The organism is Nonomuraea turcica (assembly GCF_030718205.1).
Classification (GTDB): Bacteria; Actinomycetota; Actinomycetes; order Streptosporangiales; family Streptosporangiaceae; genus Nonomuraea.
The window spans coordinates 186,188-210,099 of the sequence record NZ_JAUZQF010000023.1; the positions used below are offsets into that span (position 1 = coordinate 186,188).

26 protein-coding genes are annotated in these 23,912 nt (G+C 68.2%); 15 read left to right on the top strand and 11 right to left on the bottom strand.

Annotation, left to right across the window (positions count from 1 at the left end):
• The first annotated feature begins 4 nt into the window (after positions 1–4).
• Positions 5–1,591, top strand: coding sequence for a Na+/H+ antiporter (locus tag Q9G87_RS45115; RefSeq protein ID WP_305922791.1), 1,587 nt, complete (start codon positions 5–7; stop codon positions 1,589–1,591).
• 14 nt (positions 1,592–1,605) lie between these two features.
• Here the strand turns inward: Q9G87_RS45115 and Q9G87_RS45120 are convergent, their stop codons facing one another.
• Positions 1,606–1,863, bottom strand: a complete 258-nt coding sequence (locus tag Q9G87_RS45120) for a UBP-type zinc finger domain-containing protein (RefSeq protein WP_305922792.1) — start codon at positions 1,861–1,863, stop codon at positions 1,606–1,608.
• A gap of 125 nt (positions 1,864–1,988) precedes the next feature.
• Between Q9G87_RS45120 and Q9G87_RS45125 the strand changes: the two genes are divergently transcribed.
• Genes Q9G87_RS45125 through Q9G87_RS45150 form a run of 6 tightly spaced genes read left to right on the top strand, consistent with a single transcriptional unit; the run spans position 1,989 to position 8,672 of the window.
• A complete protein-coding gene (locus tag Q9G87_RS45125; RefSeq protein WP_305922793.1) occupies positions 1,989–2,750 on the top strand; it encodes an ABC transporter ATP-binding protein in 762 nt (253 codons plus the stop codon).
• Complete coding sequence (locus tag Q9G87_RS45130; protein ID WP_305922794.1) at positions 2,738–3,502, top strand: ABC transporter ATP-binding protein; 765 nt, start codon at positions 2,738–2,740, stop codon at positions 3,500–3,502. The genes Q9G87_RS45125 and Q9G87_RS45130 overlap by 13 nt, the downstream gene beginning before the upstream one ends.
• Positions 3,499–5,322: an AMP-dependent synthetase/ligase gene (locus tag Q9G87_RS45135; RefSeq protein WP_305922795.1), complete on the top strand. Its 1,824-nt coding sequence runs from the start codon at positions 3,499–3,501 to the stop codon at positions 5,320–5,322. The genes Q9G87_RS45130 and Q9G87_RS45135 overlap by 4 nt, the downstream gene beginning before the upstream one ends.
• Complete coding sequence (locus Q9G87_RS45140; protein WP_305922796.1) at positions 5,319–6,206, top strand: branched-chain amino acid ABC transporter permease; 888 nt, start codon at positions 5,319–5,321, stop codon at positions 6,204–6,206. The genes Q9G87_RS45135 and Q9G87_RS45140 overlap by 4 nt, the downstream gene beginning before the upstream one ends.
• Positions 6,203–7,369, top strand: a complete 1,167-nt coding sequence (locus Q9G87_RS45145; RefSeq protein WP_305922797.1) for a branched-chain amino acid ABC transporter permease — start codon at positions 6,203–6,205, stop codon at positions 7,367–7,369. The genes Q9G87_RS45140 and Q9G87_RS45145 overlap by 4 nt, the downstream gene beginning before the upstream one ends.
• A 13-nt stretch (positions 7,370–7,382) precedes the next feature.
• The gene (locus Q9G87_RS45150) at positions 7,383–8,672 is read left to right on the top strand and encodes an ABC transporter substrate-binding protein (protein WP_305922798.1); all 1,290 of its coding nucleotides are present in this window, start codon (positions 7,383–7,385) and stop codon (positions 8,670–8,672) included.
• Positions 8,673–8,762: 90 nt separating this feature from the next.
• Here Q9G87_RS45150 and Q9G87_RS45155 read toward each other — a convergent pair whose 3' ends face one another.
• The 4 genes from Q9G87_RS45155 to Q9G87_RS45170 form a co-directional block, all read right to left on the bottom strand.
• A complete protein-coding gene (locus tag Q9G87_RS45155) occupies positions 8,763–8,897 on the bottom strand; it encodes a hypothetical protein (RefSeq protein ID WP_305922799.1) in 135 nt (44 codons plus the stop codon).
• Positions 8,898–9,166: 269 nt separating this feature from the next.
• Positions 9,167–11,341: a transglycosylase domain-containing protein gene (locus Q9G87_RS45160; RefSeq protein WP_305922800.1), complete on the bottom strand. Its 2,175-nt coding sequence runs from the start codon at positions 11,339–11,341 to the stop codon at positions 9,167–9,169.
• Positions 11,341–12,279 (bottom strand): class A beta-lactamase, encoded by a 939-nt coding sequence (gene bla, locus Q9G87_RS45165; RefSeq protein WP_305922801.1) that lies wholly within the window; start codon positions 12,277–12,279, stop codon positions 11,341–11,343. Before bla ends, Q9G87_RS45160 begins: the two co-directional genes overlap by 1 nt.
• A gap of 114 nt (positions 12,280–12,393) precedes the next feature.
• Complete coding sequence (locus tag Q9G87_RS45170) at positions 12,394–12,585, bottom strand: hypothetical protein (RefSeq protein WP_305922802.1); 192 nt, start codon at positions 12,583–12,585, stop codon at positions 12,394–12,396.
• Positions 12,586–12,628: 43 nt separating this feature from the next.
• Here Q9G87_RS45170 and Q9G87_RS45175 point away from each other — a divergent pair, with 43 nt between their 5' ends.
• Genes Q9G87_RS45175 through Q9G87_RS45190 form a run of 4 tightly spaced genes read left to right on the top strand, consistent with a single transcriptional unit; the run spans position 12,629 to position 14,122 of the window.
• The gene (locus tag Q9G87_RS45175; protein WP_305922803.1) at positions 12,629–13,018 is read left to right on the top strand and encodes a hypothetical protein; all 390 of its coding nucleotides are present in this window, start codon (positions 12,629–12,631) and stop codon (positions 13,016–13,018) included.
• A 53-nt stretch (positions 13,019–13,071) separates the two neighbouring features.
• The gene (locus tag Q9G87_RS45180; RefSeq protein WP_305922804.1) at positions 13,072–13,398 is read left to right on the top strand and encodes a YidH family protein; all 327 of its coding nucleotides are present in this window, start codon (positions 13,072–13,074) and stop codon (positions 13,396–13,398) included.
• A 10-nt stretch (positions 13,399–13,408) separates the two neighbouring features.
• The gene (locus Q9G87_RS45185) at positions 13,409–13,744 is read left to right on the top strand and encodes a DUF202 domain-containing protein (protein WP_305922805.1); all 336 of its coding nucleotides are present in this window, start codon (positions 13,409–13,411) and stop codon (positions 13,742–13,744) included.
• Positions 13,745–13,792: 48 nt separating this feature from the next.
• Complete coding sequence (locus Q9G87_RS45190) at positions 13,793–14,122, top strand: hypothetical protein (protein WP_305922806.1); 330 nt, start codon at positions 13,793–13,795, stop codon at positions 14,120–14,122.
• A 103-nt stretch (positions 14,123–14,225) separates the two neighbouring features.
• On the opposite strand, the gene Q9G87_RS45195 is transcribed toward Q9G87_RS45190, so the two are convergent.
• Positions 14,226–16,070 carry an ABC transporter ATP-binding protein gene (locus Q9G87_RS45195; protein WP_305922807.1) on the bottom strand — a complete coding sequence of 615 codons (1,845 nt, stop codon included), beginning with the start codon at positions 16,068–16,070 and terminating at the stop codon, positions 14,226–14,228.
• Entirely contained in the window at positions 16,067–17,791 is a 1,725-nt protein-coding gene (locus Q9G87_RS45200) for an ABC transporter ATP-binding protein (RefSeq protein WP_305922808.1), read from the bottom strand. The genes Q9G87_RS45195 and Q9G87_RS45200 overlap by 4 nt, the downstream gene beginning before the upstream one ends.
• A gap of 205 nt (positions 17,792–17,996) precedes the next feature.
• Here Q9G87_RS45200 and Q9G87_RS45205 point away from each other — a divergent pair, with 205 nt between their 5' ends.
• On the top strand, positions 17,997–18,476 hold the full coding sequence (locus Q9G87_RS45205) for a nucleoside deaminase (protein ID WP_305922809.1): 480 nt from the start codon (positions 17,997–17,999) through the stop codon (positions 18,474–18,476).
• A 26-nt stretch (positions 18,477–18,502) separates the two neighbouring features.
• Here the strand turns inward: Q9G87_RS45205 and Q9G87_RS45210 are convergent, their stop codons facing one another.
• Positions 18,503–19,618: a ferritin-like domain-containing protein gene (locus tag Q9G87_RS45210; protein ID WP_305922810.1), complete on the bottom strand. Its 1,116-nt coding sequence runs from the start codon at positions 19,616–19,618 to the stop codon at positions 18,503–18,505.
• Between the two features lie 85 nt (positions 19,619–19,703).
• Here Q9G87_RS45210 and Q9G87_RS45215 point away from each other — a divergent pair, with 85 nt between their 5' ends.
• Positions 19,704–20,342 carry a TetR/AcrR family transcriptional regulator gene (locus Q9G87_RS45215; protein WP_305922811.1) on the top strand — a complete coding sequence of 213 codons (639 nt, stop codon included), beginning with the start codon at positions 19,704–19,706 and terminating at the stop codon, positions 20,340–20,342.
• A gap of 3 nt (positions 20,343–20,345) precedes the next feature.
• Here the strand turns inward: Q9G87_RS45215 and Q9G87_RS45220 are convergent, their stop codons facing one another.
• Positions 20,346–20,804, bottom strand: a complete 459-nt coding sequence (locus Q9G87_RS45220) for an aggregation-promoting factor C-terminal-like domain-containing protein (RefSeq protein WP_305922812.1) — start codon at positions 20,802–20,804, stop codon at positions 20,346–20,348.
• Positions 20,805–21,138: 334 nt separating this feature from the next.
• Positions 21,139–21,543: an aggregation-promoting factor C-terminal-like domain-containing protein gene (locus tag Q9G87_RS45225; RefSeq protein WP_371825924.1), complete on the bottom strand. Its 405-nt coding sequence runs from the start codon at positions 21,541–21,543 to the stop codon at positions 21,139–21,141.
• A 186-nt stretch (positions 21,544–21,729) separates the two neighbouring features.
• Here Q9G87_RS45225 and Q9G87_RS45230 point away from each other — a divergent pair, with 186 nt between their 5' ends.
• Entirely contained in the window at positions 21,730–22,215 is a 486-nt protein-coding gene (locus Q9G87_RS45230; protein ID WP_305922813.1) for a glutathione peroxidase, read from the top strand.
• 344 nt (positions 22,216–22,559) lie between these two features.
• Positions 22,560–22,727: a helix-turn-helix domain-containing protein gene (locus Q9G87_RS45235; protein WP_305922814.1), complete on the top strand. Its 168-nt coding sequence runs from the start codon at positions 22,560–22,562 to the stop codon at positions 22,725–22,727.
• A gap of 184 nt (positions 22,728–22,911) precedes the next feature.
• On the opposite strand, the gene Q9G87_RS45240 is transcribed toward Q9G87_RS45235, so the two are convergent.
• Positions 22,912–23,361, bottom strand: coding sequence for a hypothetical protein (locus Q9G87_RS45240; protein ID WP_305922815.1), 450 nt, complete (start codon positions 23,359–23,361; stop codon positions 22,912–22,914).
• Between the last annotated feature and the right edge of the window lie 551 nt (positions 23,362–23,912).

The window sequence follows — 23,912 nt, forward strand, 5'->3', positions numbered from 1 at the left end:
GTCGGTGAGTCCCATCCTGGGCTTGCAACTGCTGCTGGTGGCCGCCGGTGCTATCGCGGTCTCCGCCATGGCGCGGCGTAAGGGCTGGCCGGCTCCGCTGCTGCTGGTGGCTGCGGGGTTGCTGGCTTCGCCGCTGGTGCCCGCGGTGCCGCTGGATCCCGAGCTGGTGCTGTTCGTGTTCCTGCCGCCGCTGCTCTACTCGGCCGCGCTCGACAGCTCCTACCTGCGCCTGCGTGATGTCAAGCGGGCCGTGCTGCTGCTGTCGATCGGGCTGGTGCTGTTCACGACGGCCGTGGTCGGGCTGCTCGTCCACCTGCTGCTGCCGGATCTGCCGCTGGCGCTGGCGTTCGCGCTCGGCGCCATCATCGCGCCGCCCGACGCGGTGGCCGCGGTCGCGGTCGGCCGGCGGCTCGGCCTGCCGCGCAGGACGCTGACGATCCTGATCGGCGAGAGCCTGTTCAACGACGCCACGGCGCTGACGGCCTACCGGGTGGCGATCGGGGCTGCCGTGGGCGGCACCGTGGACCTGGTGGAGAGCATCGGAGCGTTCTTCATCGCGGCGGCGGGCGGGGTGGCGATCGGGCTGGCGCTGGCGTTCCTGTTCGCCTGGGTGTTCCAGCACACGCGAGACTCCCTGGTCGAGAACACGCTCATGCTGCTGATCCCGTTCGCCGCCTTCTTCGCGGCCGAGACCGTGCACGCCTCCGGCGTGATCGCGGTCGTGATCGTCGGCCTCTACCTGGGCTACCGCATGCACCTGCGCGGGTTCGGCACCCGGCTGGTGTCCGACGCGGTGTGGAAGGTCACCGACTTCTTCCTCGAGACGATCGTGTTCGCCCTGATCGGGCTGCAGCTCGTGACCGTCATCCAGGGCATCGGCGGCTACAGCGCGTGGGCGGTCGCGGGTTACGCGGCGGCGGTGCTCGCGGTGACGATCCTCAGCAGGTTCGTCTGGGTGTTCACCGCCACCTTCCTGACCAGGGCGCTGGTCAGAAACGCCAGGGTGCCGGCGCCCACGCCGAAGCAGGCGGTGATCCTGAGCTGGGCGGGGATGCGGGGCGTGGTGTCGCTGGCGGCGGCGTTCGCGATCCCGCCGGAGGTCCCGCCGCGCGACCGGGCGATGCTGCTGTTCCTGACGTTCACGACCGTGATCGGCACGCTGCTCATCCAGGGCATGACGTTCCCCGCGCTGATCAGGCGGCTGGGCGTGACGAGCACGCAGGAGCAATACGAGGACCGCCTGGCCGAGGCGGCCGCCCAGCAGGCGGCGCTGGAGGCAGGATTGGCCGAGTTGGAGCGGCTGGTCGCCGAGCAGGACGGCGAGCCCGACGAGATCCAGAAGCAGGTCATCGACCAGCTCAGGGAGAAGTCATGGCGGCGGTCGCTGACCGCGTGGGAGCGCCTGGGTGGCGGCACCGGGCACGGTGGCGCGGAGACCCCGAGCGCGCTCTACCGGCGGTTGCGCCGCGACATGCTGCAGGCCGAGCGCCAGGTCTTCGTGCGCCTGCGCGATGAGCGCCGCCTCGACGACGAGGTGCTGCGCGAGGTGATGGCCCAGCTCGACTTCGAGGAGGCCATCCTGGAGCGTTAGCGGAGCCGTTCCCGCTAACCCATCTGGCTGTCCACGAAGCACCACCGCCACTCCTCGCCGCGCTCGAACGACTGGATCACCGGATGCCCCGTCGCGCGGAAGTGGGCGGTGGCGTGCTTGGCGGGCGAGGAGTCGCAGCACCCGATGTGGCCGCACACCAAGCAGCGCCGCAGGTGCACCCAGCGGCCACCGTCGGCCAGGCACTCCTCGCAGCCCTCCGGCGTCTTCGCCGCCGGGTCGTCGGCCTGGGAAAGATGCTCGCACATTGCCATAACAGCAATCTTAGGGCCAGTATGCGATCTAATTTCGGCCAGGCCCCTTGTCGGCTGGCGGACAAGCGTAGACATTGTGCTCAACGGGGGAGTGACATAGGCCACACTGTCCCGAGGAGCCGCCCTTGCTTGAGGTACGCAACCTCGAGGTCGTCTACGACGACGTGATGCTCGTGCTGCGCGGCGTGAGCCTCAATGTCCCCCCTGGCTCGATCGTGGCCCTGCTCGGCGCGAACGGCGCGGGCAAGACCACGCTGCTGCGGGCCCTGTCCGGGCTGCTCGACGTCCATGACGGCGAGATCACCAAGGGCGCCGTCACGCTGGAGGGCGAGCCCATCCACCACCTCAAACCCGCCCAGATCGTCCGGCGCGGGGTGAGTCAGGTGATGGAGGGCCGCCGCATCCTGTCCGAACTGACCGTCGAGGAGAATCTCAAGGTCGGCGGCCACACCGCCACCGCCTCCCACCTGGACCGCGTGTACGGTCTGTTCCCGCTGCTGGCCGAGCGCCGCAAGAGCGTGGCCGGCTACCTGTCGGGCGGCGAGCAGCAGATGCTGGCCGTCGGCCGCGCCCTCATGGCCGGCCCGAAGTACCTGCTGCTCGACGAGCCCAGCCTGGGCCTGGCCCCGTCGCTGGTCGGCCAGGTGCGCGACCTCATCGTCGAGATCAACCGGCAGGGCACCACGGTCCTGCTGGTCGAGCAGAACGCCACCATGGCCCTGTCCATCGCCTCCCACGGCTACGTCATGGAGACCGGGAAGATCGTCATGGACAAGCCGGCGCAGGAGCTGCTCGCCGACGAGGACATCAAGGAGTTCTACCTCGGGGCCGTCCGGTCCTTCCGCGAGGTCAAGCACTACAAGCGGAGGAAACGATGGCTCTCCTGACGTTCGAGGACGTGCACCTGAGCTTCGCCGGCGTCAAGGCCGTCGACGGCGTCTCCTTCGAGGTCGGACAGGCGGAGCTGCTGGCGGTCATCGGGCCGAACGGCGCGGGCAAGACCTCGATCTTCAACGTGCTGTCCGGCGTCTACCGGCCCCAGCGCGGCCGGGTCACCTTCCTCGGCGAGGACCTGCTGCTCAGGCGGCCGCACGAGATCGCCGCGATGGGCCTGGCCAGGACGTTCCAGAACGTCGAGCTGTTCCACAACCTCACCGTCCTGGACAACCTCATGCTCGGTCGCCACCACCACTTCCGCTACGGCGCGTTCTCCGCCCTCCTGTGGTACGGCCGCGCCCGGCGCGCCGAGCTGGCCGCCCGCGCCAAGATCGAGGACATCATCGACTTCCTCGAGCTGGAGGCCTGGCGCCGCCACCCCGTGCGGCTGCTGCCGTACGGGATCCAGAAGCGGGTCGAGCTGGGCCGGGCCCTCGCCATGGAGCCGCGGCTGCTGCTGCTCGACGAGCCGGTGGCCGGCATGAACCTGGAGGAGACCGAGGACATGGCCAGGTTCGTCCTGGACATCCGTGACGAGCTGGGCATCCCGCTCGTGCTGGTGGAGCACGACATGGGGCTCGTCATGGACCTGGCCGACCGGGTACTCGTGCTGGACTTCGGCCGTCCCGTCGCGCTCGGCAGCCCGGCCGAGGTGCAGCAGGACCCCAAGGTGATCGAGGCGTACCTGGGAGGAACCGCATGACAACGATCGTGGACCGAGTGCGGGAGCGGGCCAGGAGGACGCCCGACGCGGTCGCGATGCGGCACAAGGACTTCGGCATCTGGCAGGAGGTCACCTGGGCGGCGTACTGGACGCACGTCGAGCTGGTCGCGCACGCCCTGCTCGCGCTCGGCGTCGAGCCCGGCGACCGGGTGGCCGTCCACGCGGACAACCGCCCGGAATGGCTCTACGGCGACCTCGGCACGGTCGCCGTGCGCGGCATCACGGTCGGCCTCTACCCCACCAATCCGCCCGCCGAGGTCGCCTACCTGCTGGCCGACTCCGGTGCGAAGATCCTCATAGCCGAGGACCAGGAGCAGGTCGACAAGGCCCTGGCCGTCCTCGACGAATGCCCCGACCTGCGGCGCATCGTCTACCTCGAGCCGCGCGGCATCCGCGGCCGATACGACGACGAGGTCCTGATGTCCTGGCCGGAGCTGCTCGCGCTGGGCGCCGAGCACCGGGCCGCGCACCCGGACGCGGTGGAGCGCCGCATGGCGCAAGCGGCGCGCGACGACGTGGCGACGCTCATCTACACCTCCGGCACCACCGGACCGCCCAAGGGCGTCATGCTCACCATCGGCAACGTCGAGTTCGCCGTCGACACCCTCGTCACGGGCGGCGGCTTCACCTCGCCACCGCCGTCGGAACGCGACCTCGCGCTGTCATACCTGCCGCTGTGCCACGTCGCCGAGCGGGCGTTCACCGTGTGGTTCAACTCGGCGGCCGGCGTGCAGGTGAACTTCGCCGAGTCCATCGACACCGTCCAGGCCAACCTGCGCGAGGTGCAGCCCACGATCCTGTTCGGGGTGCCGCGCATCTGGGAGAAGGTGCTCGCCCAGGTCACCATCAAGCTGGAGTCGGCCTCGCCGGTCAAGCGGGCGATCACCCGGTTCTGGCTGCGGACGGCCGACCGGATCGGCGACACCCTGGTACGCACCGGCGGCCGGCACACCTTGCGGACGAGGGCGGCGTACGGGGTCGGCTGGGTGTTCTGCTATCGCGCGCTGCGCGAGCGGCTCGGCATGCGGCGGGTGCGCTACGCCGCCTCCGGCGCCGCGCCCATCGCGCCCGACGTGCTCAAGTTCTACATGGGGATCGGCATCCCCATGCACGAGGTGTACGGGATGAGCGAGAACACCGCCATCGCCACCGCCAACCGCCCCGGCCGGGTCCGCCTCGGCACGGTCGGGGAGCCGCACCCCGGCATCGAGCTGAAGATCGACGAGGCCACCGGCGAGATCATGACCCGGCATCCCGGCAACTTCGCCGGCTACTGGCGCAACCCGCGCGCCACCGCCGACGTGCTCGATCCCGACGGCTGGCTGCACACCGGCGACGTGGGCGAATGGGTGGACGGCACGCACGTGCGGATCACCGACCGGATGAAGGACATCATCATTACGGCCGGCGGCAAGAACGTCGCGCCCAGCGAGATCGAGAACGCGCTGAAGGCGTCGCCGTACCTGAAGGAGGCCGTCGTCATCGGCGACCAGCGGCCCTACCTGGTGGCGCTGATCGGGATCGAGCCGGACACGGTGGGGGAGTGGGCGCGGCGGCGCGGCCTGCCGTACACCACCTATCGGGACCTGTCGGAGAAGCCGGAGACGCGGGAGCTCGTCCGCGGGATCGTCAACGAGGTGAACGAACGGTTCGCGTCGGTCGAGCAGGTCAAGCGGTTCGCATTCCTGCCGAAGGAGCTCGACCACGAGGACGGCGAGCTGACCGCCACGCAGAAGGTCAAGCGCAGTGCCATCGCCAAGCTGTTCGAGGACCTGGTGGAAGGGATGTACGCCCGGTGAAGGGGCTGCTGGAGACGGTCATCAGGGGCCTGGGCAACGGGTCGGTGTACGCGTTGCTCGCGCTGGGGTTCGTGATCATCTACAAGGCGACGCGGGTGATCAGCTTCGCGCAGCCCGCGCTGATGCTGGCCGGGGCCGTCGCGGTGAGCTACCTGGCCGAGGTGACCGGGTTCTACGCGGCCGTGCTGCTGTCGGCGCTGCTCATCGCCGGCGTGGCGCTGGGCATCGAGCGGGTGGCGATCCGGCCCATGGTGGGGCGGCCCGTGTTCGTCGTGGCGATCATCACGCTCGGCATCGACGTGGTCGTGCGGGTGGTGGTCAACGCCTTCATCGGCAGGGACGTGCGGCAGATGGGCGATCCGTGGGGGTTCACCCAGGTCTCGCTCGGGCCGCTGGTCGTGCAGTCACGCTGGCTGGCCATGCTGGTGGTCACCGCGGTGCTGGTCGGGCTGCTGTTCGCGTTCTTCCGCTTCACCAGGTACGGCCTGGCCATGCGGGCGGCGGCCTTCGACCAGGAGACCGCGCTGGCGCAGGGCGTGTCGGTCGGCATGGTGTTCGCGCTGTCGTGGGGCCTCGCCGGGTTCCTGGCCGCGATCGCCGGGATGTTCGTCGGCACCGGGCAGGGCATCGAGCAGCTGACCTGGGTGATCGCGTTGAAAGCGCTGCCGGCGATCATCGTGGGCGGGCTCGACTCGCTCGGCGGCGCCGTCGTGGGCGGGCTGGTGGTCGGCGTCGTGGAGTCGCTCTTCCAGTCGTACCAAGGGGATTTCGCACCCTGGCTGGGACAGAACTTCGCGGTCGTCTCGCCGTACGTGGTGATGCTGATCGTGCTGCTGGTCAGGCCGTACGGCCTGTTCGGGACCCGGGAGGTCGAGCGGGTATGACCGACACGCGCTCCGCGGCGGCGCAGACCGCCCCAGACATACCGACCGGCCGGTCTCGCCGGGTACGCGGCCGGCCGCTGCTCTACACCTCCTACGCCCAGGACATGGCGCTGCTCGACACCCGGGCCAAACGGGTGTGGACCGGGGTGCTGGTGCTGCTCGCGTTCGCGCTGGCGGTGCTGCTGCAGGACCGGTCGCTGGAGGTGCTGGCGGGGGCCTACGTGCTGGCCATCGGCGCGATCGGGCTCAACATCGTCACCGGGTACGCCGGCCAGGTCTCCCTCGGCCACGCCTTCTTCGTCGCCATCGGCGCCTACACGGCGGCCGCCCTGTCCGGACCAGTCGACGGCGAGCGGCTCGGCTACGGGATCGCCGAGATCTGGATCTGGCTGCCGGCCGCCGGGCTGGTCGCCGCCGCGGCCGGGGTGCTCGTCGCGCCGCTGGCCACCCGCCTGCGCGGCCTCTACCTGGCCGTCGTCACGCTCGGCCTGGTCTTCCTCGGCGAGCACGTCTTCAAGGAGTGGCAGGAGCTCACCGGCGGCCCCGGGGTGGGGCGCGAGGCGGCGATCCCGCAGCTCTTCGGCACCCGCCTGGACCAGGACGGCCCGCTCGGCACCAAGGAGCAGACCCTGTACGTCCTCATGCTGGTGCTGCTCATCGTCTTCGCCGTCGCCGCCCGCAACCTGGCCCGCTCGCGCATCGGCCGCGCCTTCGCCGCCATCCGCGACCGGGACATCGCGGCCGCGGTCATCGGGGTGCCGCTGACGCGCAACAAGGTGCTGGCGTTCGGGATCTCCTCCTTCTACGCCGGGTGCGCGGGCGGCCTGCTCTACACGATCTCCGGGTACGTCGAGCCGGGCTCGTTCAGCCTGCTCATGTCGGTGCAGTTCATCGCGATGGTCCTCATCGGCGGCGTGGCCACCGTGTCCGGGGCGATCGCGGGCGCGTTGTTCATCTCGCTGTTGCAGCCCCTCACCAGGGCGCTGCCCTCGCTGGTGCCGTTCGTCAGCGGCGACACCACGCAGACCCCCAACGTGTTCCAGGTCGAGACCGTCCTGTACGGGCTGCTGATCGTGCTGTTCCTCATCTTCGAGCCGCGCGGCCTGTTCGGTCTGTGGATCCGGATCCGCAACTACTGGAAATCCTGGCCTTTTTCATACTGAGAAGGGATTTTTCATGAAGAGTCGCTGTGTGGTGGCGTTCACCGCGGTGGTGGCACTTCTGTCCGCATGCGGCGTCATCCGGGGGGACGACGAGGGCAGCAAGGCCGGCGCCCAGGCGCCAGGTGTCACCGCGGAGCCCTGCCCGAATGCGGTCGACCGCAACAAGGGCTGCATCTACCTCGGCACGATCTCCGACCTCACCTCCGGCCCGTTTGCCGCGCTCGCGGTGCCCATCACCGACGCGCAGAAGGCCTTCTGGGCCCGCGTCAACAAGGCCGGCGGCGTCGGCGGCAAGTACGAGGTGGACGTGACCCGCTACGTCCGCGACAACAAGTACAACCCCGAAGTGCACCGGCAGGTCTACAACGAGATCAAGGACCAGGTGCTCGGCCTGGCCCAGACGCTCGGCTCGCCCACGACCGCCGCCATCATCGGCGACCTCAAGGCCAACAGCATCGTCGCCGCTCCCGCCTCGTGGACCTCGGCGTGGGAGTTCGAGGACGTGATCATCGAGTCCGGGTCCAACTACTGTGTCGAGGCCATGAACTCCGTGGACTACGCGATGGAGACGTACAAGCCGAAGTCGGTCATGGCCGTGCACCTGGCCGGCGACTACGGCGCGGACGCCGCCGCCGGCGCCAAGATCGCCGCCGAGCGCAACGGCCTGACGTTCACCAGTGTCGAGACCCCGAGCGGTGCGAACGAGCAGGGCCGCGCCATCACCGAGATCACCAAGAACAAGCCGGACCTGGTGATCCTCACCACCGGCCCGGCAGACGCCGCGACCATCATCGGCCAGGCCGCCGCGGCCGGCTTCAAGGGCCGATTCATCGGCACCGGCCCCACCTGGAACCCCGCCTTGCTGAAGTCACCCGCCGCACCGGCCCTGAAGGCGTTGTACGAGCAGTCGGCGCCCGGCAAGCCCTGGAACGCCGACACGCCCGGCCACCAGGCCGTGCGCGAGGCGTTCCCGAACGTGTCCGCCAATGAGGGATACACCTCGGGGTGGGCGTGGGCGTACCCGCTGAAGGCGGCCCTGGACAAGATGGTGGCCGACGGCGACGTGAGCAGGAAAGGCCTGCTGGCGGCCGTGAAGACGCTGAAGACGGTGGACTACGAGGGCATGCTGCCCCCGGAGGCCGGGAACTTCGCCGACGACGCCAACACGGCGACCTTCCGCCAGACCTTGATCAACAAGGTGGACGACAAGGCACCCACGGGCGTCTCCATCGCCAAGGACTTCTTCACGGGCCCAACGGCCCAGTCCTACACCTTCGACGGCCCCTGCTTCACCAAGCTCTAGATGGTCCGGGACCCTGTCTGGGGATCTTCCGATCCCCAGACCCCGGGTCGTTGGGCGCTTTCCACCCGTTGGACGTATAGGCCTTCTCACTCAGCAGGCGGCGAGGCCGTCCACAGCGCGAACGGTGTCGGCCTTACGTGTGATCGCCGTCGATGCCGCCTTGACCGGCGCCCGATCGTGCTGGTCGACTGTCGCGGCCATCTCCAGTCCATGATCGATGGCCACGGCAGTAGTGAACGCCCAGGTTCGACGTGTTCCCGTGGCCATCCAGGCACTCGAAGATGTCGCTACCGCAATGGCGACCCGACTCCGAAACCAGCTACGTGACCGTGAGGTCTTCCAGTACGGCGGCGTGGGTCGCAAGCCGTGATGCCGTGCCCGAGTTCGTGCAGCCATCGCTCCAGTCCGCGCTGATCGCCTTGGGCTACGCGTTCGGCCACGCGGAAGAGAACCTGACGGCCTGGCCGCCGACAGCCTTCGAGCGTGAGGTGTGGTCATTCGTCAGAGGCCTCGACGTCCGTGTCCTGCCGGCCGCCGTTGGTCGCCAAACCGGTGTCTTCCTGATTGTTGTCACGCTCGGAGCCGGTGTCCCGCGGCTCAGGCCGGCAGTGCCGCCCGCAGCCGCCGAACCGCGCCGAATCGATAGGCGGGAACGATGACGGTTCCACACTCTTCAGCGCCGCCACCATCGTGTCCTTCCAGATCGGCCCGGGAAGGCTGGACCCCGCCACCACCCCGTAGTACCGCCCGCCGATCGTCACCCCAACCAGCTTGTGCCGCTGCGACCCGCGCGGATCTCCGATGCTCACCGCCCCCGCCAGATCCGGGGTGAATCCGGCGAACCAGGCGGTCGCGTAGTCGTCGGTGGTGCCGGTCTTGCCCGCCGCGTCGCGCCCGATCCCGCCGATGCCGCGCATCGTGCCCTTGGTGAACACACCTGACAGCACGTCGGCGGTGGCGTCCGCGACGGCCGCGTCGAGGGCCTGGCGGCATTTCGGCCGGTAACGGGTGGTGTTCCCGTCGCGGTCGGTGATGCGGGTGATCGCCATCGGCGCGCAGAACTTCCCGCGCGCCCCGATCGCCGCGTACGCCGCGGACACCGTCACCGGGTCCATCTCGTTGATGCCGAGCGTGAACGTCTCATACTCCTGCAGCCGTTGCCCGTCCGCGCGATGGATGCCCAGCGCCTTGGCCGTCGTGACGGTCTCGCAGAGCCCGACCCGCTGCTCCAGCTCCATGAAGAACGTGTTCACCGAACCCCAGGTGCCGGTCCGCAGCGTCTTCCACCCCGGCGAGCCCTCGTCGTTGGTGACCGTGTGGGCGGGGTCGCCGATGTTCTCGCCCTTGCAGTTCTTGAACGTCGCGTAGCCGGGCGCCCGGTAGCCGGCGCCCGCGGTGAGGCCGTCGTCAAGCTTCATGCCCTGCTCCAGCGCGCTGATCAGGGTGAACGTCTTGAACGTGGAGCCGGCCTGGAAGCCGGCCCCGCCGCCGTGGGCGACGTCCGCGACGACGTTGTACGAGATCTCGTTCCGCGCCTTGCGAGGACCATACGGCCTGCTGGCGGCCATCGCCTTGATCGCCCCGGTGCCCGGCTGGACCAGGGCCTCGGCGGCGACCGGGGCATCGGAGGCGCGCACGTACGTCCGGATGGTCCGGTCGGCCGCCGCCTGCATGGCCGGGTCCATCGTGCTCCTGATCGTCAGGCCGCCGCGGTTGAGGGTCGCCAGGCGGGCCTCGGCCGTCTTGCCGAAGTCGGGATTGCTGAGGATCTCGTGCCGGACGTAGAGGCAAAAATAGGGATATTTGCTGGATTCGCAGCCACCGGGGAGCTCTGTGCCCTTGTAGCCGAGCTTGGCGGCCTTCGCCTCAGCCGCCTCCCCTGGGGTGATCTTGCCTAACTCCGCCATCCGGTTCAGCACGACGTTGCGGCGGTTCAGGAGCCGTTCCCGGTGCTTCCTGCCGAGGTTGGGGTCGGTGGCATTGGGGTCCTGTACGCCGCCCGCCAGCGTCGCCGCCTGCGGCAGAGTCAGGTCGGCGGCCTTGACGCCGAAGAAGCGCTTGGCCGCTGCCTCGACCCCGTACGCGCCGGCGCTGAAGTACGCGATGTTCAGATATTTCTCGAGAATCTGGTCCTTGGTGTACTTCTCCTCTATCCCCATGGCGTACCGGAGTTCGTTCAGCTTGCGCGCGTAGCTGGCCTCCAGCGCCGCGTTTCGCTCCCGCTCGGTGCCGGCGGAGTTGAGCAGCACCTGCTTGACGTACTGCTGCGTGATGCTCGAACCGCCCTGGCTCACCCTGCCCGCCTGCAGGTTCGTGGCCAGCGCGCGGAGCGTGCCCTCGATGTCGATGGCGCCGTGTTCGTAGAAGCGGTAGTCCTCGATCGCGACGATCGCAGTCTTCATGACCTCGGCGATGTCGTCGAGACCGACGATCTCGCGGTACTCCTCGTAGAACCGCGCGATCACGTTCCCCTTGGCGTCCCGCACGATCGTGACCTCGGCCGGGGGCGGCTCCATCAGGTCGGCCGGCGTGAGATCGACCTCCCCGGCCGCCGCCACCAGTCCGAAGCCCGCACCCCCGACGGCCGGGACGGCGATCCCGGCCATGAGCACGCCCGCCGCCGCGCCCGCGGCGGCGAGACGTACGATCTTCGTCCCCCGACCGGACATCAGAGCTTGCCGAGCCCGCGGGCCAGGACCGTGGCGGTCTTGGCGATCGTCTTGTCGTCGGTGGCGAGACCCGGGGAGCGGTTGGTGTAGATCGCCATGATGATGGGAGCGGCGCCCTTCTCGGGCCAGATGACGGCGATGTCGTTCCCACCGCCGAATCCCGTGGAGTTTGTGCCGGTCTTGTCGCCGATCGTCCAGGTATTGGGGAGGCCGGCCCGGATGCGCTTGTCGCCGGTCCTGGTGGCGATCAGCCAGGCGTTGAGCTGCTCGCGATCCTTGGCGTGCAGCGCGGTGCCGCTCGTCAGCACGCGGAGGTCACGGCTGATGGCCGCGGGGGTCGTGGTGTCGCGCTTGTCCTTCGGCGTCCAGTCGTTCAACCCGGGCTCGTAGCGGTCCAGGCGCGAGATCGGGTCCTTGAGCGAACGGAAGTATTTGGTCAGACCGGCAGGGCCGCCGATCTGCTTCAGAATCAGGTTGCCCGCGGTGTTGTCGCTCAGCGTGATGGTCGCCTCGCACAGCTGGGCCACGGTCAGCCCGTCCTTGACGTGCTTCTCGGTGACCGGGGAGTAATCCAGCACCTCGTCGGCCGACCAGCGGATCACCTTGTCCATCAGCCCCGGTGCCGAGGTGCGGGCCTTGTGCAGCACGGCCGCGCACGCCATGGCCTTGAAGGTAGACAGGAGGGGGAAGCGTTCACCCGCCCGGTACGTCACGGTCTTGCCCGTGGCGGTATCGATGGCGTACGCGCCGATGCGGCCGTTGAAGGCCTTCTCCAGCGCCCGCAGCTCCTTCCTGACACTGACCTGGGCCTCGCTGGAGACCGCCGCCGCCACGGCCGTGGCCGAGGCCGGGCTCGTGCCGAAGGTGGTGCCGCCCGCGAAAAGAGAGATCGCCAGAGTGGTGGCCGCCGCCAGCCGCCGGGCGCGGAGATTTCGCATGTCATGGGTCCTTGCTCTCGCCTGTCAGAGGTCAGGAGCAAAGCAGATGAGATCTCTGTATGTCTAATAGCGATATCGGAAATCGAACGATAGGGATTCCGATATCAGTGCAGGTCACAGCCGCAGGCAGGTGGAACGTCCGCCGGTGGCCACCGCGGCCATCATGTCGAGGACTTCCGAGGTGATCAACCGGCCTTCGGCGAGGCTGATCGTGCTGATGTGGCTCACCACGCGCCCGGGACGCCGATCTTCTGGTGGCCGTGCTCTGCGGGATCGCCCGCCGATCGTGCGGATGTGCTCAGTCACGTCGCTCACCCGGCTGAACTGGACTCTTGGGTAGGGTCGAAGTATGCGACTCCACAAGAGCCGGTTCGTGCCCCTCGCCCTCTTCGCCCTCTGCATCGCCGCCGCCGGTTGCGGCGAGGTCAATCAGACCATCGACAAGGCCCAGGCGTGCCTGGAGGCACCGAAGATCGTCAGCGAGCTGGGCGCCCAGATCGCCAGCCTCACCAACGACCCCCAAGCCATGGACAAGGCCCTGGACGACGCCGCGGCCAAGCTCAACGACGTGGCGGACAAGGCCACCAACACCACGATCAAGCAAGCCTCCGACGACCTCGCCAAGACCCTGAGCGGCATCACCGTCAATGACGTCAACGACGCCGTCGACGCGACGCAGAAGGTCGCCACCGAGGGAGCCGCGTACGTGGAGAAGGTGACCAAGGCCTGCACCGGCTGAGAGCTGAATCCCGGCTTCTCTAGGGGAAATGGGGACGAAATATCGTTTTTCCTATGGAACCCGACCCGCGTTTTACCTTGGCCAATGAACGGACCTTCCTCACCTGGCTGAGCACGGCGCTGGCGCTCAGTGCGGGTGGGGTGGCCATGGCGGCGGTGCCGGCCGACGTGTTCGTGCCATGGATCCGCACCGTACTCGCCGTCGTGCTCGTCACGCTCTCCGCGCTGGCCGCGGGCATGGCCTACCCGCGCTGGCGCAACATCCAGCGGGCGCTGCGCAACCAGACGCCGCTGCCGCCACCAGCGCTTGCCGCCGTCTTCGGCTACGGCGTGGCCGCCGTGGCCGTGATCGCCCTGATTCTCATCATCCTCTCAGCGTGAGGCGGCGAGGATGACTCCCGAAGAGGAGGTCTGGGATCGTGGGCTACAGAGCGAGCGCACCAGGCTCGCGTGGGTGCGCACGGCCGTGGCTCTGGCCACCGGCGGGCTCGGCGCGACCGGGCTGGCGGCCAGGAGCGGCCTGCCGGCCCTCGCGGTGGTGGTCTTCGCGCTGGCCGCGCTGTGCGGCGGCGTGCTGCTCATCAGGACCAGGACCCGGTTCCGGCGGGTGCAGGCGGCACTGCACGGTGGCAGGCCGCTGGACCCTGGACTGGACGTGGTCTTCGCCTGGCTGGGCACGCTCAGCGTGGTCGCGGGTGCCCTGACCTTTGTGTTCACCATTCGGTGAGTCCGCTTGCGAGATTCCGGCGAGCAGGCGGAAACTCGAAGCAAGGGGGTGACCTCGTTGGAAGAAGAACGCAGGATCGTGCCGTTCGAGTGCCGCAGTTGCTGGCACGTCTGGGAAGAGGAATACCTGGTCAGGCACGTCGACGATCAGCACGGCAACGAAGCGGAGATCTGGTTGCGCAATCGGCTGCCCGTGCCGCCGCCGTCGCCGGGCGCCATCTGCCCGCGGTGCCGTCGCCAGGACAGCACCACCTTCCCTGAGGGCTACCTGTCGCGTCATCCGGAGCTGATCCCGCCGGAGAAACCGGCGGCGCCCGATCCGACCCCGCTGCTCAGCCCGGTGCCGCGTCCACCCTACTGGCAACCTGACACACGGTGAGGATCGCCTAACGGCGAGTGTCGCAGGCACGTGCGGGAGACGGCCGAGCCGGACAGGGCGTCCGCTGAGTGGACACCGCTGTCCGGCCGGCCACTGGTCGCCACTAGCTGCTGAGACTGTCCAGCCAGGCCTGGTGCAGGCCGGCGAAGCGGCCCGAGGCGGCGATGAGCCGGGCCGGCGGCCCGTCCTCGACGATCTCGCCCCGCTCCATGACCAGCACCCGGTCGGCGATCTCCACGGTGGACAGCCGGTGCGCGATGATCAGCGCCGTGCGGTCGGCCAGGATCGTCCGCAGCGCGCGCTGCACCAGGCGCTCGCTCGGCACGTCCAGGCTGGAGGTCGCCTCGTCCAGGATCAGCACGGCCGGATCGGCCAGGAACGCCCGGGCGAACGCGACAAGCTGCCGCTGGCCGGCGGACATGCGGCCGCCGCGCTTGCCGACCTCGGTGTCGTATCCGTCGGGCAGGCCGGAAATGAACTCGTGGGCGCCGATCGCCTTGGCCGCCTCGCGCACCTGACGATCGGTCGCCTCCGGCCGCCCGAACCTGATGTTGTCCGCGACCGTGCCGCTGAACAGGAAGTTCTCCTGCGTCACCATGACCACGGCCTGGCGCAGCGTCGGCTCGTCCAGCGTCCGCAGATCAACGCCGTCCAGCAGCACCCGGCCCTCGGTCGGGTCGTAGAAGCGGGAGATCAGCTTGGCCAGCGTCGTCTTGCCCGCGCCTGTCGCCCCGACCAGCGCCACGCTCTGCCCGGCCGGGACCGTCAGGTCGAGCCCCGGCAGGATCGGCATCTCCTCGACGTAGGCGAACCTGACGCCCTCGAAGCGCACCTTGCCGCGCGCCCTGCCCTGCGGCAGCGGCTGCGGCTTGCGCGGCTCGGGCACCGACGGCTCCTCCTCCAGCACGCCGGACAACTTCTCCAGCGCCGCGCCCGCCGACTGCAGCGTGTTGTAGAACTGGCTGACCTCCTGCATCGGCTCGTAGAACTGGCGCAGATACAGCAGGAACGCAGCCAGCACGCCGACCTTGACCTCACCCTGGAGCGCCAGCCAGCCGCCGTAGAGCAGCACCCCGCCGATCGTCAGGTTGCCGATCAGCTTGATGCCGGTCATGAACGTCGCGCCGAGCCGCATGCTGCTGGCGTTGGCGCCCCGGTAGTCGTCGTTCAGCTGCTGGAAGATCTCCTGGTTGCGGGGCTCGCGGCGAAAGGCCTGCACGGCGCGGATGCCGGTCATCGACTCCACGAAGTGCACGATCACCAGCGCCACCGTCTCCCGCGTACGCCGGTAGACGATCACCGACTGCCGCCGGAACCACCGCGTGAACAACAGCAGCAACGGCAGCGGGATCAGCGCGACCAGGCCCAGGTGCACGTCAAGGATCAGCAGCAGCACGGCCGTGCCCACCATGGTCAGCACAGCCTTGACCAACGCGTCGAACCCGGACTGCAGCAACTCGGCGATGGCCTCGATGTCCGAGGTCAGCCGTGAGATGACGCGGCCAGAGGTGTATCGCTCGTGGAAGCTCAGCGACAGCCGCTGGAAGTGGTCGAACACCCTCCTGCGCAGCTCCAGCAGGGTGCTCTGGCCGATCGTGCCCGACAGCCGCAGGAATGCCTGCCGAGTCAGCGCCTGCGTCACGGCCGCGGCCAGGATCACCCCGACCACGGTCAGCAGGATCGCCGGGCCCGACCCGCGGGTGATCGGCGGAATGCCCTCGTCGATGCCGACCGAGACCAGGAAGGGGATGGCGAGCCCGGCCGCGTTGGACACCACGATGATCGCCACGAGCAGCGCGATCTGCTTCCGGTACGGCTTGAGCAGGTCGCCGAGGAGCCGGCGGGAACGCGCCCGCAGCAGGATGGAGACCTTCTCCGGCAGCTCGTCCTGCTCCTCGGAGGCGACGCCGCGCCAGGACGCCGAGGTCGGCGTAGTCGTCGTCGTCATCGCAGCGCTCCTTCCGACGCGTCGTCCAGGTCGGCGTCCTGGGCCAGCAGCTGCCGGTATTCGGGCACGTCGGCCAGCAGCTCGTGGTGCTGCCCGACGTGCGTGATCGTGCCGTCGCGCAGCAGCGCCACCTTGTCGGCCAGCAGCACGGTGGAGGCACGGTGGGCGACCACGATGCCGGTGGCGTCGCGCAGCACGTGCCGCAGCGCCTCCTCCACCAGCGCCTCGGTTTCCACGTCGAGGGCGGACAGGGTGTCGTCGAGCACGAGGATGCGTGGCTTGCTGAGCACCGCCCGGGCCAGGGCCAGGCGCTGCCGCTGGCCGCCGGACAGGGACAGGCCCTGCTCGCCGATGCGGGTGTCGAGGCCCCATGGCAGGTCGTACACGAACATGGCCTGCGCCGTCTGGACCGCGTCGGCCAGCTCCTCCTCGGTGGCGTCGAGCCGGCCGAGGGTGAGGTTCTCGCGCACGCTCATCGAGAACAGCGTCGGCTCTTCGAACGCGGTGGCCACCACCGACCGCAGCGTGGTGAGCTCCAGGTCGCGCACGTCGTGCCCGTCGATCGTGACCCGGCCGTCGGTGGGGTCGATCAGCCGGGGCACCAGCGCGGTCAGCGTCGTCTTGCCCGCGCCGGTCGCGCCCACGATCGCCACCGTCTCGCCGGGGCGCACGTCCAGCCAGACGTCGTGCAGCACCGGCCGGTCCGCGCCGGGGAAGCGGAACCCGACGCCTTCGAAGCGCAGGTGGCCGCGCGGCCTGGCGATCGTGTCCGTCCCGCCTTCGATGGCCGGGACGGTGTCCATGACCTCCATGAGCCGGTCGGCCGAGGTCATGGCCTCCTGGCCCATGGCCAGGATGTAGCCGAGGCTGGCGATCGGCCACACCAGCTGCAGCATCAGCGTGGTGAACGCGACCAGCGCGCCCAGCGTCAGCGCGCCCGAACCGACGGCCAGCGCGCCGAGCAGCAGCACCATGGCCAGCGTGATGTTGGGGATCACCTCGAGGAAGGCGAAGAACTTCGCCGACAGGCGCGCCTTGTCCATCGACGTGCCGTAGACCTTGAGCGCGGCGTCGTCGTAGCGGTCGTAGACGTGGTGGCGGCGGCCGAACGCCTTGATCGTGCGGATGCCGAGCGCGGACTCCTCGACGAGCGTGGCGAGGTCGCCCTGCTCGTCCTGCACCTGGCGGGAGATCCTGATGTAGCGCTTCTCGAACCGCAGCGACGTCCACACGATAGGCACGGATGAGGCCAGCACCAGCAGCCCGAGCGGCCAGTACTTGTTGAGCAGCAGCACGGTCACCGTGATCAGCTGCAGGATGTTCATGACCAGGAACAGCATCCCGAAGCCGAGGAAGCGGCGGATCGTGGACAGGTCGGTCGTGGCCCGAGATAACAGCTGGCCGGACTGCCACTCTCCGTGGAAGCCCATGGGCAGGCGCTGCAGATGCTCATAGAGGTCGTCGCGGATGGCGGTTTCCAGGCCGAGCACCGGTTTGACCTGGGCCCACCGTCTGAGCAGGATCAGCAGGGCCTCGACGACGCCGACGCCGATCGCGAGCAGCCCGAGCGGGAGCAGCCCGGCGGAGTCGCCGTCGGCGATGGGGCCGTCGATGACCTGCTCGATGATCAGAGGGAGGGCGATGCCGGCTCCGATGCCGACGATCGCGGCCAGCCAGATGAAGACCAATCTGGTGACGTAGGGGCGGAGGTAGGACTTCATCCGCCACAGGGAGTTGGAAGACAGCAGGGGACGGCGAGGTGTGTGCGTATCGGGAGGCATCACTTCTAGGTTAGTACGTGAGATCAACCCATTTTTGGTGGCGCGGAGGTGCGTTTCCTGTGCCTGACATGGGAAAACGTGAGGAATCATGCCCTTTCGGGCGGGCCGTTACGCTCATGGTGATGAGGCGTAGGATGTGGGACTCGTGATCAACGAATCAGACCTGCCGCACCTGCGCCGCTGCGTCGAGCTGGCCACGCGGGCCCTGGAGGTGGGCGACGAGCCGTTCGGCTCCGTGCTCGTCTCCGGCGACGGCGCCGTCCTGGCCGAGGACCACAACCACGTGGCGTCCGGGGATCGCACCCAGCATCCGGAGTTCGCGCTGGCCCGCTGGTCGGCGGCGCACCTGACACCGCAGGAGCGGGCCGCGGCCACCGTCTACACCTCCGGCGAGCACTGCCCCATGTGCGCGGCCGCGCACGCCTGGGTGGGGCTGGGGCGGATCGTCTACGTGGCGTCGTCGGAGCAGCTCGCCGCCTGGCTGTCGGAGCTCGGCGTTCCCCCGCCGCCGGTGCGGACGCTGCCGGTCAACGACGTCGCGCCCGGCGTGGAGGTGGAGGGACCTGTGCCCGACCTGGCGGACGAGGTACGCGACCTGCACCGCCGCTTCCACAGCGGCGGCTGACCGGCTTCGAGCCGTGGGCCACGTGGCTAGGACTCCTGGCCGAGCGCGATCGTCTCGGCGACCTCGGTGTGCCGCTCGGTCTCCTCCTGCGCGAAGCGCTCCGCGTCGAGCTTGTCGGCGATCTCCTCGTCCTGGTTCATCAGCGCCTCGAGTGACTGGCCGGCCATCTCCAGCACGCCCATCTCCGCGTACGCCTGCTGCAGCCGCGGGCTCCACAGCCCGATGTCCTTGACGCACGGCACGATCCTGCTGAACAGCAGCGACCGGAACAACCTCAGGTACTCCGAGTGCTCGGTCGCCTCCATGGCCTCGTCGACCTCGGATTTCGACAGGCCCAGGTACTCCCAGGTCTCCTTGCCGCGCAGCCGGTCGCGCATCAGGTAACAACCCTCGATGACGAAGTCCTCGCGCTCGCGCAGCTCGCTCTCCGACAGGCTCCTGTAGTAGTCGCGCAGCGCCATCCGGCCGAAGGCGACGTGCCTGGCCTCGTCCTGCATCACGTACGCGAGGATCTGCTTGGGCAGCGGCTTGGTCGTGATGTCGCGCATCACCCCGAACGCGGCTAAGGCCAGCCCCTCGATGAGGACCTGCATGCCCAGATACGGCATGTCCCAGCGCGAGTCGGTCAGCGTGCTGTCCAGCAGCGCCTTGAGATGCTCGTTGATCGGGTACGCCAGCCCCACCTTCTCCTGCAGGAACCGGGCGTACGTCTCGGCGTGGCGGGCCTCGTCCATGGTCTGCGTGGCCGCGTAGAACTTGGAGTCCAGGTCGGGGACCGACTCCACGATCTTGGCCGAGCAGATCATCGCGCCCTGCTCGCCGTGCAGGAACTGGGAGAACTGCCAGGCCGCACCGTGCAGGCGCACCTCCTGGCGGGTCTGCTCGCTCATCCGCTCCCACAGCGGGGTGCCGTAGATGGCGATCGTCTGGTCGGGGATCCCGAGCACGTTGTACGGGTCGACCTCGAGGTCCCAGTCGATGCGCTTGGTCGAGTCCCACTGCTTGTCCTTGCCCTTCTGATACAGGGCCAGCATGCGATCTCGGCCGTCGTCGTACTCCCAGGTGAACCGGCTGCTGCCGGCCATCTGGACGTCCCAGGTGGAGAGCTCGGGGGGGATGGTGTAGAGATCGTGCGTCGACATCGGACCTCCGGGGGGCGGTTACGTACACCGTACGTCCTTGGTTCGAGCTTGCACGTACGGCGTACGTCCGTCAATAGAATGAGCTATGCCCACGGAGCCTCTCTCGCGCGGCCGGATCGTCGCCGCGGCCATCGGCCTCATCGAGCGCGAGGGCGCGGACGCGATCTCCATGCGGCGCATCGCCGCCGACCTGGGCGTCGGCGTGATGTCCCTCTACAACCACGTTCCCAGCAAGGACGTGCTGCTCGACGGCGTGGCCGAGGCGGTGCTCAGCAAGATCGAGTTCACCGACGACCCTGACGCGCACTGGACCGACCGCGTGCGGATGCAGGCACGGGCGTTCCGGCAGATCGCCCACCATTACCCGCGCTCGACCATGGTCGTGGTCAGCCGCCAGCTCCACTCCGCGGCCGGTCTGCTACCCGTCGAGCGGGCGCTGGCCACGTTGCGCAGCGCCGGGTTCGACGGGGCGGATGCGGTCAGGACCTTGCGGATGTTCATCGCCTACATCGTGGGCTCGCTGCTGCGCGAGGTCGGGGTGACGCCGACGTTCGCGCCCGTCCACACCAGGACGATCAAAGCCGACAGTGTCGATGCCGCTCTGTTCCCCGAGGTCAGTTCGCTGGCGCCGCTGCTGGACGAGTGCGACCACGAGGCCGAGTTCGAATTCGGGCTCGAGCTGCTGATCCAGGCCATCGTGGCGCACTCGGCGCGCAGCCGGTGAGACTCAATACCAGTTGTGCGACCTGAAGTGGCCCCATGCGCCGCACGGCCTGCCGTATCTTCCCTTGATGTAGGTCAGGCCCCACCGGATCTGCGTCTCCGGGTTGGACCTCCAGTCGCGGCCCGCGCCGCTCATCTTGCCCGCAGGCAGGGCCTGTGGGATGCCGTACGCGCCCGATGAGCTGTTGCGCGCGCGGTGGTTCCAGTTGCTCTCCCTGGTCCACAGGTTGTCCAGGCAGCGGAACTCCTGAAGGTTCCACGATCGCTGGACGACGTGGTCCAGGGCGATCTTCTTGTTCCTGCTTTCCGGCCGGATGGCCGGGATGTCCGGCTCCGCCGATGTGGTCCAGGTCCTGGTCCGGACCTGCGGCACCGACTCCGCCCAAGCGGTCGTGGTGGCGCCGAACGCGGTGAACGCGGTGACGGAGATGAGAGTGCCGCTGAGTACACGTTTGCTGTCCAAAACGATCCTTGCTGTCGGGTCGCGTGCGGACAGGCGCACAAGCTTTCGCGCCCTGCTCGTCCGCGTCCGTGGCTCGGACGTGGAGGGTCCGCCCGGCCCTCCGGGATCTTGCTCCGCCCGATCCTGCTGGGCGGCCCGGAGGGCACCGCGACGTGTCCTTTAGCACGATTCCTATTACGCGCCGTCACCGCGGGTCATACATCTCGACACGCGAAGGACAGGTGTTTGTGTGATCGTTGCGGATAAACGGCCGGCTCGCTGGGACGGGATTGCCCGGCCCGCCGCGCCTATGGTCTGCCCTTGCCACAAGAATCGGGCAAGCCTGGGGTTTGGCTCAGTACCAATGGTGGGATTGGAAGTGCGCCCACGCGCGACACGGCGTGCCGTACCGCTTCTTGATGTAGGACAGGCCCCACTTGATCTGGGTGCGGGGGTTGGTCCGCCAGTCGCGGCCCGATGAGGCCATCTTGTGGGCGGGGAGCGCCTGCGGGATGCCGTAGGCGCCGGACGAGCGGTTGCCCGCCCGGTGATTCCAGCCGCTCTCACGGGCCCAGAGCTTCTCCAAGCACCTGAACTGGGCCTTGTTCCAGCCGCGCGCCGCCACCAGGGGCTTGGCGATCGACTTGTTCCTGCTGCTCGCGCTCGTCTGGGAGCTCTGTGCCTGTGCGGCCGAGGCGCCGCCTGCCGCCACGAGCGTGGCGGTCAGGACCAGGACGCCGGTACGGCGGAGCATGGGCATGCGGGTTCCCTTTCGAAGGGGGACATGGACCGCGCCACCCTGCCCGAAAGGATCCCTTTACAGGGAATTGACCATGAAAATGAAGATCGTCAGTAAAGATTCGATATATAGCTGTTTCTGGGGTTTTGCCCGATAAATGTGGTCTGCGTCTCATTTTCGGCGCAACTCGTTCTGTAAGGTCTTCTCATGACCCTTAGCGAGATCCCTCTCCGCACCCTCACGGACGCTCCGACCACCCTGGCCGAGCTGACGGCCGGCAAGGCCGCCCTCATCGTGAACGTCGCCTCCCGCTGCGGCCTCACCCCGCAGTACGCAGGCCTGGTCAAGCTGCAGGAACAGTACGGCCCGCGCGGCTTCACCGTGATCGGCGTCCCGTGCAACCAGTTCGCCGGCCAGGAGCCCGGTTCGCCGGAGGAGATCCAGGAGTTCTGCTCGACGACGTACGGCGTGGACTTCCCGCTCCTGGAGAAGACCGACGTCAACGGTCCGGATCGGCACCCGCTGTACGCCGAGCTGACGAGCGTCCCGGACGCGGACGGCGAGGCCGGCGACATCCAGTGGAACTTCGAGAAGTTCCTGGTGGACGGGGAGGGCAACGTGGTGGGTCGCTTCCGCCCCCGCACCACCCCCGAGGACCCCTCCATCACCTCGGCCATCGAAAAAATCCTCTAGCCGAAACGCTACCTGGGCGATGGAGTCCGGGGGCTGCGCCCAACTCTCGTCGGTGCTGCCATACGCATCACGTACTGGCCACCCCGAACCGCACGGCGGTTCTGCTGACAGTCTTCCGCAAGACGAGAATGCGGGAAGACGCCGAGATCAGGCGCGACAAACTCGCTCCAAGTCTGCGAGGCCGAACACGGTCCGGCACACGAGGAATTCATCCGCGCCATTGATGAAGGAGAGGTGGAGCAATGAGCCACAGCCGCTGGAAGACCCTGCGCGAACACAAGCTTGCCGACGGTTTCACCGAGCCGGAGGACGTGATCGAGGTCCGTTGAGAGATCCGGCTGTCCATGGCTCTGGCGAAGGCCGTGTACGACCGGCGCACCGAACTCGGGCTCACGCAGGCTGAACTGGCCGATCGTGCGGGACTCAGCCAGGCGAAGATCTCTCGCATTGAGGGCTCCGACACCGTCCCCCACTGGACACCGTACCGACGCTGCATGAGAGCCCATCACTGAAGGAGCGGGGCTGGTCACCTGCCCGCCCGGTTGGTCGGCACGCTTGCCTGCGGATCTTGAAGATCAGCACGACCTGGACCTGGAAGAATGCCTTCCTCACCTGCTGGCAGCGTCCGTGCGCCGGCTGACCAGCCTCCACATGCCCCGCCAAGCCAGAAAGGAGGGATCGTGGGGCTGGCAAGCGTCACAGCGCGAACGGCCGATAGGCGAGCGCCTTGTCGACGATCCGCTCCGCTGAATCATCTTCGTCGTCGGGCTTTACAAATAGCAGTTCCCCTATGTTGGGGTGTGGCACATTCGCGTCGAACAGCTCTTGATAATAATCCGCGTCCTCGTCGCCGTCCATCATAAGCTGCACGATCTCGATAAGATCATCTCTGGTTATAACCGGGACCTTCTCAGGTGTACGTCGTGCGGCTTGCCGGGCAAAGTCTTCCGCGTCCCATGCCTGCCAGTATTTCCTGAAATCTGTAATGTCATAGTGTCGGCCGGTGAGCTTAGTAAACTCGTCGACAGCCCACCCGACATCCTCGCCCCGCTCGATGGCGTTTGCGATTTCGCCAATCATCGTAGCCAAGCGGGCAAGGAAGCCAGGATTGATCGCCGGTGCGCGCAACTCTGGCCTTAGGGTCATGCTCCACACTCCTATCAGCCGCTGCGAGCGATGGCCTGGGTTCCCATGCAGGTGAGACGTTCAGCTCGCCCGCGCACGCGGTAAGGGGCTGCCCCGGCCGGTAGGGGCTGTGCCCCGCGAGCGCGACGGGTTGTGTCTCCACACTCGCCGCCGGGGCGCCGTTCGTGATCTACCATGCCGTCCCGATCGTCACATGAGACTCGAGTCCTGTGGAACTTCAAGAAGTTCCTCGTGCACCGGGCGGGCAAGTTCATCCGCGCCATTGAGGAAGGAGAAGTGGAGCAATGAGCCAACGCCGCTGGAAGACCCCGCGCGAACGCAAGCCTGCCGACGGTTTCACCGAGCCGGAGGACGTGATCGAGGCCGTCGAGAGATCCGGCTGCTTATGGCTCTGGCGAAGGCCGTGTACGACCGGCGCACCGAACTGTGCCGTGACACGTTAGTTGGAACCGAGGCGTTGTCGTGAGCTGTGGTTCTGGCTTTCCGGGACATGGTTGTTGAACATAGCGGGTCACGCTACTTGGCACCGATGACGAGTTGCCACGACTGTT

What these genes read in the sequence shown, in the direction of transcription:
- Q9G87_RS45230 (WP_305922813.1), top strand. Translation starts at nt 21,730, where the DNA reads ATGACCCTTAGCGAGATCCCTCTCCGCACCCTCACGGACGCTCCGACC.
- Q9G87_RS45120 (WP_305922792.1), bottom strand. Translation starts at nt 1,863, where the DNA reads ATGGCAATGTGCGAGCATCTTTCCCAGGCCGACGACCCGGCGGCGAAG.
- Q9G87_RS45145 (WP_305922797.1), top strand. Translation starts at nt 6,203, where the DNA reads ATGACCGACACGCGCTCCGCGGCGGCGCAGACCGCCCCAGACATACCG.
- Q9G87_RS45180 (WP_305922804.1), top strand. Translation starts at nt 13,072, where the DNA reads ATGGAACCCGACCCGCGTTTTACCTTGGCCAATGAACGGACCTTCCTC.
- Q9G87_RS45200 (WP_305922808.1), bottom strand. Translation starts at nt 17,791, where the DNA reads ATGAAGTCCTACCTCCGCCCCTACGTCACCAGATTGGTCTTCATCTGG.
- Q9G87_RS45135 (WP_305922795.1), top strand. Translation starts at nt 3,499, where the DNA reads ATGACAACGATCGTGGACCGAGTGCGGGAGCGGGCCAGGAGGACGCCC.
- Q9G87_RS45210 (WP_305922810.1), bottom strand. Translation starts at nt 19,618, where the DNA reads ATGTCGACGCACGATCTCTACACCATCCCCCCCGAGCTCTCCACCTGG.
- Q9G87_RS45150 (WP_305922798.1), top strand. Translation starts at nt 7,383, where the DNA reads ATGAAGAGTCGCTGTGTGGTGGCGTTCACCGCGGTGGTGGCACTTCTG.
- Q9G87_RS45185 (WP_305922805.1), top strand. Translation starts at nt 13,409, where the DNA reads ATGACTCCCGAAGAGGAGGTCTGGGATCGTGGGCTACAGAGCGAGCGC.
- Q9G87_RS45240 (WP_305922815.1), bottom strand. Translation starts at nt 23,361, where the DNA reads ATGACCCTAAGGCCAGAGTTGCGCGCACCGGCGATCAATCCTGGCTTC.
- Q9G87_RS45160 (WP_305922800.1), bottom strand. Translation starts at nt 11,341, where the DNA reads ATGTCCGGTCGGGGGACGAAGATCGTACGTCTCGCCGCCGCGGGCGCG.
- Q9G87_RS45225 (WP_371825924.1), bottom strand. Translation starts at nt 21,543, where the DNA reads ATGCCCATGCTCCGCCGTACCGGCGTCCTGGTCCTGACCGCCACGCTC.
- bla (WP_305922801.1), bottom strand. Translation starts at nt 12,279, where the DNA reads ATGCGAAATCTCCGCGCCCGGCGGCTGGCGGCGGCCACCACTCTGGCG.
- Q9G87_RS45130 (WP_305922794.1), top strand. Translation starts at nt 2,738, where the DNA reads ATGGCTCTCCTGACGTTCGAGGACGTGCACCTGAGCTTCGCCGGCGTC.
- Q9G87_RS45215 (WP_305922811.1), top strand. Translation starts at nt 19,704, where the DNA reads ATGCCCACGGAGCCTCTCTCGCGCGGCCGGATCGTCGCCGCGGCCATC.
- Q9G87_RS45235 (WP_305922814.1), top strand. Translation starts at nt 22,560, where the DNA reads ATGGCTCTGGCGAAGGCCGTGTACGACCGGCGCACCGAACTCGGGCTC.
- Q9G87_RS45175 (WP_305922803.1), top strand. Translation starts at nt 12,629, where the DNA reads ATGCGACTCCACAAGAGCCGGTTCGTGCCCCTCGCCCTCTTCGCCCTC.
- Q9G87_RS45195 (WP_305922807.1), bottom strand. Translation starts at nt 16,070, where the DNA reads ATGACGACGACGACTACGCCGACCTCGGCGTCCTGGCGCGGCGTCGCC.